Here is a 13,798-nt window from a genome sequence, read left to right on the forward strand (position 1 = left end):
GATTCGGCCAGAGCCTCGCCGAACGCCCCCCGCGTAGCCTGTCCGTGTGCTGCGGCGGACGACCACCATCTCGGACATCGACGCGCCGGCGAGGCTGGCGGAGCTGCTCGACCACCACGACTACCTGGCCGACGAGGGCGTGACGACCGCGGCCTACCTCGCCCTGAGGATGGGACGGCCGCTGTTCCTTGAGGGCGAGGCGGGCGTCGGCAAGACCGAACTGGCCAAGACGCTGGCGGCGATCCTGGACGCGCCGCTGATCCGGCTCCAGTGCCACGAGGGCCTCGACGCCGCGCAGGCCATGTACGACTGGGACTTCCCGCGCCAGCTCCTGCACCTCAAGGCGGCCGAGGCGGCCGGGGTGGCGGACGTCGCGGCGCTGGAGGGCGAGATCTACGACCGGCGCTTCCTCATCGCCAGGCCGCTGCTGCGGGCCCTGGAGACGCAGCCCAGTGTGCTGCTCGTCGACGAGATCGACCGGGCCGACGACGAGTTCGAGGCGTTCCTGCTCGAAGTGCTGTCGGACTTCACGATCTCGGTGCCGGAGATCGGGACGATCAGCGCGGCGACCCCGCCGGTCGTCGTCCTGACCTCCAACCGCACCCGCGAGGTGCACGACGCGCTCAAACGGCGCTGCCTCTACCACTGGCTGGAGCACCCGGCGTTCGACCGGGAGGTGGCGATCCTGCGGCGGCGCCTGCCCGGATGCGCCGAGCGGCTCGCGGCGGACGTGGCGCGGGCGGCGGGCCGGATGCGCGAGGCCGGCCTGCTCAAGCCGCCCGGCGTCGCCGAGACCCTCGACTGGACCGAGGCCCTGCTCACGCTCGGCGCGGCGGAGCTCGACCCCGCCCTGGCGGCCGCCACGCTGGGCGCGCTGCTCAAGCACCGGGAGGACCAGGAGACCGTACGGGCGATGGGGCTGCTCACGCCGGGCGGCGGCCGTGGCTGACGGCGTCGCAGGCCGGAGCGGGGACGGCCCCGGGCCGGTCGCCGTGCTGGCCGGGTTCGCCCGGGCGCTGCGGACGGCCGGGGTGGCGGCCGACCACCACCGCACCCAGAGCTTCCTCGCGGCGCTCGGCCATCTCGACGCGGCCGACGGGCGCAACGTCTACTGGGCCGGCCGCCTCACGCTGTGCGCCGGGCCCGACGACCTGCCCCGCTACGACCGCTGCTTCGCCGCCTACTTCTCCGCGGCCTTCCCCGCGCCGCGCCGCGTGCGCGCGACCACCGTGTCCGTGACCCGCCCGGTGGCCACGCCGTACGGCGCGGGGGAGCCGGAACCCGCGGGCGAGCCCGGCGCCCCTCCGGCCACGGCGAGCGAGGCCGAGGTGCTGCGGCACCGGGACGTGGCGCGGATGAGCGAGGCGGAGCGGCGGGAGGTGCACCGCCTGCTCGCGCTGCTGCGCGGCGCGCGGCAGCCGCGCAGGTCGCGGCGGTACCGCCCGTCGCCCCACGGCGGTGCGACCGACGCCCGGCGCACGGTCAGGGAGATCCTGCGGCACGGCGGCGAGCCGGCCCGGCTGCGCTGGCGCGTGCGCCGGATGCGTCCGAGGCGGGTCGTCATGGTGGTGGACGTCAGCGGCTCGATGGCCGCGTACGCCGACACGCTGCTGCGCCTGGCCCACGCCCTGGTCCGCGCGGAGCCGAGGGCGACCGAGGTGTTCAGCGCGGGGACCCGGCTCACCAGGATCACCCCCGCGCTCCGCCACCGCGACCCCGGTCTCGCCATGGACGCCTGCTCGGCGGCCATCCCCGACTGGAGCGGCGGCACCCGGCTGGGGGAGGAGGTGCGGGCGCTGCTGCGCCTGCCCGATCCCCGGGGGGCCATCGTCGTGATCGCGTCCGACGGGTGGGAACGGGGCCCGGCCGACCTGCTGGGCGCGCAGATGGCCCGGCTGTCCCGGCTGGCCCGCCGCGTCGTGTGGGTCAACCCCCACAAGGGCGACCCGGCGTACCGGCCGATGACCGCCGGGATCCGCGCGGCGCTGCCGTACGTCACGGACTTCGTCGCCGGGCACAGCCTGGCCGCCTGCGAGGAACTGGCCGCGCTGCTGGCCGGCGACCGGCCCCTGCGAAGGGCCGGGGCCGCACGGAAGGAGGGCGCCGATGCGTGACGTGCTCGGCCAGGTGCTGCGCTGGTGGGAGGAGGGGCGGCGGTTCGGGCTCGCCACCGTCGTCGGCACCTTCCGCAGCGCGCCGCGCCCGCCCGGGGCGGCCATGGCCGTCCTCGACGGCGAGGCGGTGGGCAGCGTCTCGGGCGGGTGCGTCGAGGGAGCGGTCTACGAGCTAGCCGCGCAGGTCGTCGCCACCGGGACGCCGGTGCTGCAGCGGTACGGCGTGAGCGACGACGACGCCTTCGCGGTCGGCCTGACCTGCGGCGGGATCATCGATGTGTTCGTGGAGCCGGTCTCGAAACAGGACTATCCGGAGCTGGGGGAGCTCGCCGCCGACGTCGCCGCGCGGCGACCCGTGGCCGTGGCCACGATCGTCGCGGGTCCTGGCCGCGTGGGGGCGCGCCGCGTGGTCTGGCCGGACCGGGCGGCCGGCTCGCTCGGCTCGGCCCGGCTCGACGACGCCGTGGACGACGACGCGCGCGGCATGCTCGCGCAGGGCCTGACCGGCGTGCGGCGCTACGGCCCCGAGGGGGAGCGGCGCCTGGACGACCTGCGGGTGTTCGTGCGGTCGTTCGCGCCGCCGCCGCGCATGCTGGTCTTCGGCGCGATCGACTTCGCCGCGGCCGTCGCGCGGATCGGGCGCTTCCTCGGTTACCACGTGGTGGTGTGCGACGCGCGGCCGGTCTTCGCCACGGCCAAGCGGTTCCCCGAGGCCGACGAGGTCGTGGTGGCCTGGCCGCACGACTACCTGGCCGCCGCCGAGGTCGACGAGCGCACCGCGATCTGCGTGCTCACCCACGACCCGAAGTTCGACGTGCCGCTGCTGGAGGTGGCCCTGCGCACCCCCGCGGCGTACGTCGGGGCGATGGGGTCGCGGCGCACGCACGCGGACCGGCTGGCGCGGCTGCGCGAAGCCGGCCTGACCGAGGACGAACTGGCCCGGCTGCGGTCGCCGATCGGGCTCGACCTCGGGGCGCGCACACCGGAGGAGACGGCCGTGTCGATCGCGGCCGAGCTGATCCAGCTCCGCTGGGGCGGCAGCGGCAGGCCGCTGACCGAGACGTCGGGACGCATCCACGGTGATACCCCGTGAACGGCGGGGTGGTCGCCGGGCTGCTGCTGGCCGCCGGGGGCGGCAGCCGGTTCGGCGGGCCGAAGGCGCTGGTGGAGTTCGAGGGGGAGCGGCTGGCCGACCGCGGCGTGCGGGTGCTCGCCGAGGGCGGGTGCCGGCCGGTGCTCATCGTCCTCGGGGCCGCCGACGTGCCGGTCGCCGGCGCGGTCGTCGTGCCCAACCCCGGCTGGGCGGCCGGGATGGGCTCGTCGCTGCGGGCCGGGCTGCGCGCGCTGCCGCCGGCCGCCCCCGCGGTGGTCGTCGCGCTGGCCGACCAGCCGCTGGTGCGGCCCGAGGCGGTGCGCCGGCTGATCGCCGCGTTCGAGGCCGGCGCCCGCGTCGCCGTCGCGGCGTACGGCGGAGCGCCCCGCAACCCGGTGCTCATCGCGCGCGAGCACCTGGCGGAGGTCGCCGCGCTCGCCGAGGGCGACGTCGGCGCGCGTCCCTTCCTGCGCGCGCACCCGGAGCTGGTGACGCCCGTGCCCTGCGACGACGCGGGCGACCCGGCGGACGTCGACACCCCCGCCGACCTGTGTCGACTCCGTAAGGGGCGACTCCACAAGTAGCGATTCGCCCGATTCGCCGTCATCCATGGGCTCCGCCACAATGATCACGAAGGATGGTTCCGGCCGAGCGGGGAGCGCGTCATGACGGAGCAGGCACCCGGCGGGCTGGACGTCACCCGGCCCAACGTCGCCCGCATGTACGACTACTACCTGGGAGGCAAGAACCACTTCCCGCCGGACCGGGCGGCGGCCGAGCGGGTCATCGAGCTGTCGCACGGCTACGTCCGGGAGGCGGTGCGGGAGAACCGCGCCTTCCTCGGCCGGGCCGTGCGCTACCTGGCGGCCGAATGCGGCATCCGCGGGTTCCTCGACCTCGGCGCGGGCCTGCCGACACAGGGCAACGTCCACGAGATCGCGCTGGAGGAGGCCCCCGACTCGTTCGTGACGTACGTGGACAACGACGCGGTGGTGGCGGCGCACGGGCGGGCGCTGCTGGAGGGCGACCCGCGGGTGCGCTTCCTGCAGGGCGACCTGCGGCGGCCGGAGGAGATCGTGACGGCGGCGTCGGCCGCCGGCCTCGGCCTCGACCGGCCCGTGGCGGTGCTGCTGGTGTCCTGCCTGCACTTCGTCCCCGACGAGGAGGGCCCGGAGGCCGTCGTGGCGGCCTACCGCGACCTGCTCCCGCCGGGCAGTCACGTCGTCATCTCACACGTCTGCTCCGATCTCCTCCCGGAGGAGATGGCCCGGGCGGGCGACGTCTACGGCAACGCGAACGCGCCCTTCGAGGCCCGGCCGGGCGCGCAGATCGCCCGTTTCTTCGACGGGTTCGACCTGGTCGAGCCCGGCCTGGTCCCGCTGAACGAGTGGCGGCCCGGCGACGACGCGCTGCCGCCGCGCGGCGGCTTCCTGCCGGTGCTCGGCGGTGTCGCCCGCCGCCCCTGACGGTGGTCACGGTCCTTCTGGCTGGTTAGCCTTGGCATCCGTATACGGAACATCATTCGGTTACCGACGGGTTCACGCGGAAGGACGAGGCGGATGCGGATCGGAATGGCCCTCAACTACTCGGGGGGCTTCAAGGAGACCGTCGCCGAGCTGGCCGACTACGAGAAGGCCGGGCTCGACATCGTGTTCGTGGCGGAGGCGTACAGCTTCGACGCCGTCAGCCAGCTCGGCTACATCGCGGCGAGGACCGAGCGGCTGCAGATCGCCTCGGGCATCCTGCCGATCTACTCCCGCACACCGGCCCTGCTGGCCATGACGGCCGCCGGTCTCGACTACGTCTCCGACGGGCGGTTCACGCTCGGCCTCGGCGCCTCCGGTCCGCAGGTGATCGAGGGCTTCCACGGCGTGCCGTACACCGCGCCGCTCGGCCGCACCCGCGAGGTGATCGAGATCTGCCGCAAGGTCTGGCGGCGCGAGCGGCTGGAGTACTCCGGCAAGCACTACACGCTGCCCATGGAGGGCGGCACCGGCCTCGGCAAGCCGCTCAAGCTGATCAACCACCCCGTGCGCGAGCGCATCCCGATCGTGATCGCGGCCATCGGGCCCAAGAACGTGGAGCTCGCCGCCGAGCTGGCCGAGGGCTGGGAGCCGATCTTCTTCATGCCGGAGAAGGCCGGCGAGGTGTGGGGCCCCTCGCTCGCCGCCGGCCGCGAGCGCAGGGATCCCGTTCTCGGCGAGCTGGACGTGATCGCGCAGGCCGTGCTCGCGATCGGCGACGACGTCGAGGGCGTGCTGGAGCTGGGCCGTTCCATGGCCGCCCTCTACATCGGCGGCATGGGCGCCAAGGGCAGGAACTTCTACAACGACCTCGCCCGGCGCTACGGCTACGAGAAGGAGGCCGAGCAGATCCAGGACCTCTACCTGGAGGGCAAGAAGAAGGAGGCCGAGGCGCTGGTGCCCAGGGAACTGCTGGAACGCATGTCCCTGGTCGGCTCGGAGGGGCACGTCAGGGAGCGGCTGGCCGCGCTGCGCGAGGCCGGGGTCACCACGCTCAACGTCGCTCCCGTGGCCCGCACCCACGAGGAGCGCGTCGCGCTCATCGAGAAGATCCGCGACCTGGCCTCCTGAGCCGTCCGGCGGCGCGGGCGCCATGACCTGCGCCGCCGAGGGTCACCGCCGGAGTGATGTTTGACACTTCCTATGGGTAACGGCTATCTATTGGCTAACCGTTAGGGGGTGACATGCAGGACGCGGTGCTGGCGATGCTCGCCAAGGAGCCCTCGCACGGATACCACCTGCACGCCCGGCTGCGGCGCGTCCTCGGCCCCCTGGGCGAGTCGATGAACCGCGGTCAGATCTACGTGACGCTGGCCCGGCTGGAGCGCGCGGGGCTGGTCGTCTGCGAGCGGGCGGACGGCCTGCCCGAGCGGCCGGAGCGCAAGGTCTACGCGCTGACGCCGGCCGGGCAGCAACGCGTGGCGGCCTGGCTGGCCGAGGTGGGCTGGCCGAAACCGGACCTGGCGGAGTTCCATCTCAAGCTCGCCGCCGCCGCCGCGGCCAGGCTGGCCGACCCGGTGGAGCTGGTGGCGGCGCAGCGCCGGGAGTTGCTGCGTCACATGCGTGAGGCGCAGCAGGCGGCGCTGGCCGAGCCGGCGGGCTCGAGCGCCGGCCTGCTGCTGGAAGGGGTCGTGCTGCGGTTGCAGGCGGACCTGCGCTGGCTGGATGCCTGCGAGCGGGCCTGGTCCGAAGCCGACCGCGGAATCGAGGGCGGATGAACGCGCCGAGCGCCGTGGTCCGGGCCCGCGGCCTGGTGAAGACGCATGGTCAGGGGCAGGGCCGGGTCCGCGCGGTGGACGAGGTCGACCTGGAGGTGCCGCAGGGCCAGACGCTGGCGGTGATGGGACCGAGCGGCTGCGGGAAGTCGACTCTGCTGCACCTGCTCGGTGGCCTGGAGCGGCCCACCGGTGGCGAGGTGTGGATGGCAGGGCGGCGCATCGACACGCTGAGCGAGCGGGCGCTGGCGCGCATGCGGCGCCGGACGGTGGGGTTCGTCTTCCAGGCCTTCCATCTGGTGGAGGAGCTGTCGGCGGCCGAGAACGTGGAGCTGCCCGCGCTGCTGGCGGGGTGCTCGCGCCGCCAGGCCAGGCGCCGCGCGGGCCTGCTGCTGGAGCGGGTCGGGCTCGCCGACCGCGCCCGGCACCTGCCGTCGCGGCTGTCGGGCGGGCAGCGTCAGCGGGTCGCGGTCGCCCGCGCGCTGGTCAACGACCCGCTGGTCGTCCTCGCCGACGAGCCGACCGGCAACCTCGACACCGCGGCGACCCTCGACGTGCTGAGGATCTTCGAAGGTCTGCGCGCCGCGGGGCAGACCCTCGTGATCGTCACGCACGACGAACGGGTGGCGTCCACCGCGGACCGGCTGGTCTCGATGCGCGACGGGATGTTCGTCGACGACACCCGGCTGGCCGGCACCGGCACCGGGCGGCTCGGCGGGCTCGGCGGCCTGATCGGGCTGGAGGGCTGAACGCCGTGGGCTCCGTCGTGCTCGTCGTGCGTCTGGTGCTGGCCGACATGCGCCGGCACCGGGCCCAGGCCGCGATGCTCCTGCTCGCGGTGACCGCGGCCACCGCGACGATGGCGCTGGGCCTGTCCCTGCGGGGCGTGAGCGACGCGCTGTACGAGCAGACCCGCGCGGCCACCGCCGGGCCGGACGTGGTGGCGCTCTCCGGCGACACCGGGCCCGAGGTGACCTCGGCCCTGACCTCGCTGGCGGACGCTCCCGACGTGGTCGCCCACCATGGTCCCTATCGCATCGTCTACGCCGACCTCACCACGCGCGATTCCCTTTCGTCCCCGGTGGTGGTGCAGGGCTTCGCCGAGACGCCCGGCGCGGTCAACCGGCCGCTGGTGACCTCGGGCCAGTGGGTACGCTCCGGCGGCACCGTCCTCGAACGCGGTTTCGCCACCGCGCTGGGCGTCGGCGTCGGCGACCACGTCACCATCGCCGGCCGGTCGTACCCCGTCGTCGGGATCGCCGTCACCGCGGCCACCTCCATCTATCCCTGGGCGGCGCAGATCGGCCCGGGCGGCGGCCCCAGCGACTACAGCGGCCTGGCCTGGATGACCCGATCGGACGCCCGGACACTGGCGTCGTCCGAAGATCTCCCGGTGAGCTCGGCCCTGGACCTCAAGCTGCGCGACCCCGCCGCCGCCGACGCCTTCCGCCACGCCCATCGTGCCTCCGACATCAGGATCAACTTCCACTCCTGGCGGTTCACCGCCACACAGGACATGGTCATCCTCAGAGACAGCCAGCCGATCCTGGTCGTCGGCAGCTGGCTGCTCGGCTTCCTGGCCGTCACCGGAGTCGCGGCGCTGGCCGCGGGACGCGCCGTCGAGCGGACGCGCAGGGCTGGGCTGCTCAAGGCCGTCGGCGCCGCTCCCGGTCTGATCGCCGCCGTCCTGCTCACCGAGTACCTGGCTCTGGCGCTGGCCGGCGACGCGCTGGGGCTGGTGATCGCCCGCCTGACCGTGCCCGCCATCGCCAGTCCGACCGCCAGCCGGATCGGCGACGCGTACGGGCCCGGCGGCGCCACCGTCGCCACGGCGACCGTCCTCGCCGTGGCCGTGGCGGTACTGTCCACGCTGCGTCCCACGCTGCGGGCCATGCGTACGGCGACCGTCACGGCGCTGTCCGCCACCGCGCACCAGCCCCGTCACCGGCCCTGGCTCACCGCGTTGTCCGCTCTGCTGCCCACACCGCTGCTGCTCGGGCTGCGGCTGACCGCCCGCCGGCCGGGCCGCGCCGTGCTGCAGGCGGGTGCCACCGCCACCACGGTGATCGTGCTCGTCGCCCTGCTGACCCTCCACGCCCAGCCGGAGAGGGGCTACGGCCTGGACGGTTCCTCCGCCCTGCCCAACCTGCGCGGCGAGCACGACCGCCGGCTGATGCTCGCCGTCACCGTCCTGCTGATCGCGCTCGCTGTCGTGAACATCGTCACGTTCACCTGGACCACCGCCATGGAAGCACGGGCGAACATGGCCGTCGCGCGTACGCTCGGCGCCACCCCGGGACAGATCACCGCGGGGCTGTCCACCGCCCAGTTCCTGCCCAGCCTGCCCGGCGCCGTCCTCGGCGTTCCTTTGGGCGCCGGCCTGCTCTCGCTCTTCGCGGCCCGGAACGCGGTGGAACCACCTACCGCCTGGCTGCTCGGCGCCGCACTCGCGACTCTCCTGGCGACGGCGGCACTCACCGCCCTGCCCGCACGCCTGGCGGCCCGCCGGTCCGTGGCGCGGGTCCTCAGCGCCGAAACGGCGTGACCGGCCGGGGCATCAGGAGCGCCCGTGCGGGCGTAGAGTCCGGGGCGTGACGCACGCATCTCGCCGCGCGCGGCTGGCCGCGGCACTCCCCGGGCACGACACGGCCGCCGTTCTGGTCACCTGGCCGGTCAACGTCCGTTACCTCACCGGCCTCGCCAGCTCCAACGCCGCCGTGCTCGTCACCGCGACGGGCGAGGCCGCGCTCGCCACCGATTCGCGCTATCTGGAGACGGCCGAGGCCGTGTGCGAGGGCGTCGAGGTGATCGAGGGCCGCGACGTCGCGGGGGTGCTGCTCGATCGCGTACCGGACACCGCGCGGGTCGCGGTGGAGGCCGCCCACATGCCCGTGGGACAGTTCGGGCGGCTCGCCGCCGCGCACCCCGGTCTCACGCCGGTGGAGGGCCTCGTGGAGGCCGTCAGAGCCGTGAAGGACGAGGGGGAGATCGCGGCGCTGCGCCGCGCCTGCGCGATCACCGACGAGGCGTTCTCCCTGGTTATGGAGCGCATCGTCCCCGGTGTCACCGAGCGGCGGGTCGCCCGGTGGCTGGAGGCCGCCATGGTCGAGCTCGGCGCGGACAAGCCGGCCTTCGACTCCATCGTGGCGAGCGGCCCCAACGGATCGATCCCGCACCACTCGCCCTCCGACCGGCCGATCGAGCGGGGAGACCTGGTGACCATGGACTTCGGCGCCCGCTACGACGGCTACCACGCCGACATGACCCGCACGGTCGCCGTGGGCCCGCCCGCATCGTGGCAGCGCGACCTCTACGACCTCGTACGGCGGGCCCAGCGCGCGGGCCGCCACGCCGTACGGCCGGGGGCGACGGCGGACGAGGTGGACGCCGCGGCGCGCGAGGTCATCGCCGAAGCGGGTCAGGCCGAGCGGTTCGGCCACGGTCTGGGCCACGGGGTCGGGCTGGAGATCCACGAGCTGCCGTTCCTGGGCCCTGGCAGGACCGGTAGACTAGAGGATCGAGTTCCGATCACCGTCGAGCCGGGGGTCTATCTTCCGGGCAGGGGCGGTGTGCGCATCGAGGACACGCTGATCACGCGTGGTGACGGGCCGGAGCTTCTCACACTGACCACCAAGGAGCTGCTCGTCCTGTAGGGCAGCCGCACGCGGGAGACGCTACGTGGCGACGACGAACGACCTGAAGAACGGACTCGTGCTCAAGCTCGACGATGGGCAGCTGTGGGCCGTTGTCGAGTTCCAGCACGTCAAGCCGGGTAAGGGCGGCGCGTTCGTCCGCACCAAGCTCAAGAACGTCCTGTCCGGGAAGGTCGTCGACAAGACCTTCAACGCCGGCGTGAAGGTCGACGTGGCGAACGTCGACAAGCGGGACATGCAGTACTCCTACCTCGACGGCGACGACTTCGTCTTCATGGACACCGAGACCTACGACATGGTCAACATCCCGCGTTCGGTCGTCGGCACCGCCGCCAACTACATGCTGGAGAACACGACGGCGACCGTCGCCTTCAACGAGGGCAACCCGCTGTACGTCGACCTCCCGGCGGCCGTCGAGCTGACCATCTCGCACACCGACCCGGGCCTGCAGGGCGACCGCTCCACCGGCGGCACCAAGCCCGCCACGCTGGAGACCGGCGCGGAGATCAAGGTCCCGCTCTTCATCACCACCGGCGAGAAGGTCAAGGTCGACACTCGCACCGGCGAGTACCTCGGTCGGGCCTGACGTGTCGGCTCGGGGGAAGGCCCGCCGCCGCGCGCTGGACATCCTCTTCGAGGCGGAGGCCCGGCAGGTGAGCCCGCTCGACGTGCTCGCCGAGCGGGTGGAGCGGTCGGACCCTCCGGTCAACGAGTACACCTCCTTCCTCGTCGAGGGCGTGGTCCGGCACCTGGAGCGCATCGACGAGCTGATCTCGACGTACGCCGAGGGCTGGACGCTGGAGCGCATGCCGGCCGTCGACCGCAACGTCCTGCGCGGCGGGACGTACGAGATGCTGTGGTCGGAGGAGGTCCCGGAGGGCGTCGTCATCAGCGAGTGGGTGCACCTGGCCGCGGAGCTGTCGACCGACGAGTCGCCGCAGTTCGTCAACGGCCTGCTCGCCCGCTTCAAGCAGCTCAAGCCCTCGCTTTCGCTCTGAACCCCACCGCCCTCGGCACCGCCCGGCGGACCGACAGCCCCGACAGGGAGGCCGCAAGTGCGTGACGCCACACGCCGCGCCGTCGTCTGGGAGGCGTTGCGCGCGCTCCTGGCCGAGCGGACGGCCGCCACCGGGCGCGACACGCTCGACATCGTGGACGCCGGCGGCGGCACCGGCGGCTTCGCCGTGCCGCTGGCCACGCTCGGGCACGTCGTGACCGTGGTCGACCCGACGCCCGACTCGCTGGCCGCGCTGGAGCGCCGCGCCGCCGAGACGGGAGTCGGCGTGAAGGGCCTGCAGGGCGACGCCGCCGATCTCGGCGACCTGCTCGAACCCGGCAGCGCCGACCTGGTGCTGTGCCACAGCGTGCTGGAGTACGTCGAGGACCCGGCGGGCGCGCTGGGCGCGGTCCGCGGCATCCTGCGGCCGGGCGGCGTGGTGAGCGTGCTGGCCGCCAACTCGGTCGCCGCGGCCGTCCACCGCTCGCTGGCCGGCCACTTCGACGAGGCGCGCCGGGTGCTGTCGGACCCGGCCGGCCGCTGGGGGGACCGCGATCCCACGCCGCGCCGCTTCTCCCGGGAGACGCTGGCGGCGCTGCTGGAGGCGGCCGGGTTCACCGTCGGCGACGTGCAGGGCGTGCGGATCTTCGCCGACCTCGTCCCGGGCATGCTCGCAGAGAGCGATCCCGACGGCCTGGTCGCGCTGGAGCGGGCGGCGGCGACCCACCCCGTGCTCCGCGACGTCGCCACCCAGATCCACGTCATCGCGTACCGCGAGTAGAAACCATGTTCGGGTAGTGCGGTGCTCGGGTAGGGTGACGTCATGTCCCGGAACCAGCTGCTGCCTCGGGATCCCTCGCCTCCGCCGGACGGGCCGGTCGACGACAGCGGCTGCCCGATCCTGCACGTGGACATGGACGCCTTCTATGCCAGCGTCGAGCTGCTCGACCGCCCGGAGCTGCGGGGCGCCCCGGTCATCGTCGGCGCCACGGGCGCGCGCGGCGTCGTGCTCAGCGCCACCTACGAGGCGCGCCGGTTCGGGGTCCACTCGGCGATGCCGATGACGCGGGCCCGGCGCATCTGCCCGCAGGCCACGGTCATCCCGCCCCGCCACGCCAAGTACGCCGAGGTGTCCCGCGGCGTCATGGAGATCTTCCAGTCGATCACCCCTGAGGTGGAGCCGATCGCCTCCGACGAGGCGTTCCTCGACGTCGGCGGGGCCCGCCGCAGGCTGGGCAGCCCCGCGGCCATCGCCAGGACGATCCGCGCCCAGGTCGCCGAGCAGTACGGCATCACCTGCTCGGTGGGGGTGGCGAGCACGAAGTTCGTGGCCAAGCTCGCCTCGCGCCAGTGCAAGCCCGACGGCCTGCTCGTGGTCCCGGCCGGCAGGGTCGTGGAGTTCCTGCACCCGCTGCCCGTGGCCGCCCTGTGGGGGGTGGGGGAGCGCACCGAGCAGGCCCTCGTACGGCTCGGCATCCGCACCGTGGGGGACCTGGCCCAGGTGCCGGTGGCGACGCTCCAGCGTGAGTTCGGCGCCGTCGGCGCGCATCTGGCGGCCCTGGCCTGGGGACGCGACGAGCGACGGGTGGTGCCGCACGCGCCCGACAAGAGCATCGGCAACGAGGAGACGTTCCCGCACGACGTCGACGACCCCGAGACGATCAGGCGCGAGCTGCTGCGGCTGTCGGAACGGGTCGCCGCGCGGCTGCGGGCCGGCGGGCACGCCGGCCGCACGGTCAGCGTCAAACTCCGCCGATCCGACTTCACGACCATCACCAGGTCGCGTACGCTGCGCGAGGCGACCGACGTCGCGAAGGAGATTTTCGACACATCATGCGAGCTCTACGAGGCTGCGGGGCTGGAGCGGGTACGGCTGCGACTGGTCGGCGTACGCGTGGAGAACCTGGTCCCGGCCGCAGCGGCGACCCGCCAGATAAGCCTGGGAGAGCGGGAGACCGGCTGGCGGGAGGCCGAACAGGCCATGGACCGGGCGGCCCGCAGGTTCGGCCCGGACGCGGTGAAACCGGCGTCGCTTGTTCGCCGTCCATTTGGTCCAATAGGTCCATGACGTCACCTCCGGTTTGGACCGCGTTGGACGTTTTCTTTCGCCTACGTCTGAGGCCTCGTATTCTGGGGATAACCGACCGCGAGGTTCGGACACCCCGTGTCGTCCGTTGCCGTCTTCCCCTGAATGGGGCCGTCCTTGGGAGGCGCCGTGCCGCTGTCTGAGCACGAGCAGCGCTTGCTCGACCAGATCGAGCAGGCCCTCTATGCCGAGGACCCGAAGTGGGCGAACACCGTACGGATCAGCAATCCGCGCAGCCACTACAAGCGCCGCCTGGTGAAGGCCTCCATAGGCTTCGCACTCGGCGTGGTCCTGCTGATGGTCGGCGTCGTCGCGGCCCAGATCTGGCTCGGTGCCGCCGGCTTCGTGGTCATGCTGGCCACCTGTCTGTGGGGCCTGTCGAGCTGGAAACGCATGAGCGGGTTCGGCGACTCCCCGCCGTCCCGCGAGCGCGGCCGCCGTCCCCAGCAGCGGCAGAGCTTCATGGAGCGCATGGAAGAGCGCTGGCGCCGCCGCCACGACGAGCACTGATCCCCATCTGAGCCACCGCCGGTGGGCCCGCGAAGCGGGCCCACCGAGTCGTATGCGGCGAGAAATCCTCTCCCCGTGCGCCCGGCTGCCCCGTCACCCCGGCGGCC

General features: G+C 73.6%; 15 protein-coding genes. All 15 read left to right on the top strand.

The window, feature by feature from the left end; genetic code table 11:
- Window positions 1–46: 46 nt before the first annotated feature.
- The 15 genes from ACWEQG_RS04130 (at window position 47) to ACWEQG_RS04200 (ending at window position 13,691) form a co-directional block, all read left to right on the top strand.
- Window positions 47–949 carry an AAA family ATPase gene (locus ACWEQG_RS04130; protein WP_452281559.1) on the top strand — a complete coding sequence of 301 codons (903 nt, stop codon included), beginning with the start codon at window positions 47–49 and terminating at the stop codon, window positions 947–949.
- The gene (locus ACWEQG_RS04135; protein ID WP_452281561.1) at window positions 942–2,114 is read left to right on the top strand and encodes a vWA domain-containing protein; all 1,173 of its coding nucleotides are present in this window, start codon (window positions 942–944) and stop codon (window positions 2,112–2,114) included. Before ACWEQG_RS04130 ends, ACWEQG_RS04135 begins: the two co-directional genes overlap by 8 nt.
- On the top strand, window positions 2,107–3,207 hold the full coding sequence (locus ACWEQG_RS04140) for an XdhC family protein (RefSeq protein ID WP_452281563.1): 1,101 nt from the start codon (window positions 2,107–2,109) through the stop codon (window positions 3,205–3,207). Before ACWEQG_RS04135 ends, ACWEQG_RS04140 begins: the two co-directional genes overlap by 8 nt.
- Window positions 3,204–3,791, top strand: a complete 588-nt coding sequence (locus ACWEQG_RS04145; protein ID WP_452281565.1) for a nucleotidyltransferase family protein — start codon at window positions 3,204–3,206, stop codon at window positions 3,789–3,791. Before ACWEQG_RS04140 ends, ACWEQG_RS04145 begins: the two co-directional genes overlap by 4 nt.
- 81 nt (window positions 3,792–3,872) lie before the next feature.
- Window positions 3,873–4,673: an SAM-dependent methyltransferase gene (locus ACWEQG_RS04150; protein ID WP_452281567.1), complete on the top strand. Its 801-nt coding sequence runs from the start codon at window positions 3,873–3,875 to the stop codon at window positions 4,671–4,673.
- A 93-nt stretch (window positions 4,674–4,766) separates the two neighbouring features.
- Window positions 4,767–5,801: an LLM class F420-dependent oxidoreductase gene (locus ACWEQG_RS04155; RefSeq protein WP_363471972.1), complete on the top strand. Its 1,035-nt coding sequence runs from the start codon at window positions 4,767–4,769 to the stop codon at window positions 5,799–5,801.
- A 113-nt stretch (window positions 5,802–5,914) separates the two neighbouring features.
- A complete protein-coding gene (locus tag ACWEQG_RS04160; protein ID WP_452281569.1) occupies window positions 5,915–6,448 on the top strand; it encodes a PadR family transcriptional regulator in 534 nt (177 codons plus the stop codon).
- The gene (locus tag ACWEQG_RS04165; protein WP_452281571.1) at window positions 6,445–7,194 is read left to right on the top strand and encodes an ABC transporter ATP-binding protein; all 750 of its coding nucleotides are present in this window, start codon (window positions 6,445–6,447) and stop codon (window positions 7,192–7,194) included. Before ACWEQG_RS04160 ends, ACWEQG_RS04165 begins: the two co-directional genes overlap by 4 nt.
- 5 nt (window positions 7,195–7,199) lie before the next feature.
- Entirely contained in the window at window positions 7,200–8,990 is a 1,791-nt protein-coding gene (locus ACWEQG_RS04170) for an FtsX-like permease family protein (RefSeq protein ID WP_452281573.1), read from the top strand.
- A 46-nt stretch (window positions 8,991–9,036) separates the two neighbouring features.
- The gene (locus ACWEQG_RS04175; protein ID WP_452281575.1) at window positions 9,037–10,098 is read left to right on the top strand and encodes an aminopeptidase P family protein; all 1,062 of its coding nucleotides are present in this window, start codon (window positions 9,037–9,039) and stop codon (window positions 10,096–10,098) included.
- 25 nt (window positions 10,099–10,123) lie between these two features.
- A complete protein-coding gene (efp, locus tag ACWEQG_RS04180) occupies window positions 10,124–10,684 on the top strand; it encodes an elongation factor P (protein ID WP_363471982.1) in 561 nt (186 codons plus the stop codon).
- A gap of 1 nt (window position 10,685) precedes the next feature.
- Window positions 10,686–11,096 carry a transcription antitermination factor NusB gene (gene nusB / locus ACWEQG_RS04185; protein ID WP_346228514.1) on the top strand — a complete coding sequence of 137 codons (411 nt, stop codon included), beginning with the start codon at window positions 10,686–10,688 and terminating at the stop codon, window positions 11,094–11,096.
- Window positions 11,097–11,153: 57 nt separating this feature from the next.
- Window positions 11,154–11,876 (top strand): methyltransferase domain-containing protein, encoded by a 723-nt coding sequence (locus ACWEQG_RS04190; protein WP_363471984.1) that lies wholly within the window; start codon window positions 11,154–11,156, stop codon window positions 11,874–11,876.
- Window positions 11,877–11,918: 42 nt separating this feature from the next.
- Entirely contained in the window at window positions 11,919–13,163 is a 1,245-nt protein-coding gene (locus ACWEQG_RS04195) for a DNA polymerase IV (protein ID WP_363471986.1), read from the top strand.
- 147 nt (window positions 13,164–13,310) lie between these two features.
- Window positions 13,311–13,691, top strand: coding sequence for a DUF3040 domain-containing protein (locus ACWEQG_RS04200; RefSeq protein WP_346228517.1), 381 nt, complete (start codon window positions 13,311–13,313; stop codon window positions 13,689–13,691).
- Window positions 13,692–13,798: the final 107 nt, after the last annotated feature.

It is taken from the genome of Microbispora sp. NPDC004025 (assembly GCF_053604425.1).

Excerpts from the sequence above, each read along its gene's own strand:
- ACWEQG_RS04140 (WP_452281563.1), top strand. The coding sequence starts at position 2,107 with ATGCGTGACGTGCTCGGCCAGGTGCTGCGCTGGTGGGAGGAGGGGCGG.
- ACWEQG_RS04150 (WP_452281567.1), top strand. The coding sequence starts at position 3,873 with ATGACGGAGCAGGCACCCGGCGGGCTGGACGTCACCCGGCCCAACGTC.
- ACWEQG_RS04155 (WP_363471972.1), top strand. The coding sequence starts at position 4,767 with ATGCGGATCGGAATGGCCCTCAACTACTCGGGGGGCTTCAAGGAGACC.
- ACWEQG_RS04160 (WP_452281569.1), top strand. The coding sequence starts at position 5,915 with ATGCAGGACGCGGTGCTGGCGATGCTCGCCAAGGAGCCCTCGCACGGA.
- ACWEQG_RS04165 (WP_452281571.1), top strand. The coding sequence starts at position 6,445 with ATGAACGCGCCGAGCGCCGTGGTCCGGGCCCGCGGCCTGGTGAAGACG.
- ACWEQG_RS04195 (WP_363471986.1), top strand. The coding sequence starts at position 11,919 with ATGTCCCGGAACCAGCTGCTGCCTCGGGATCCCTCGCCTCCGCCGGAC.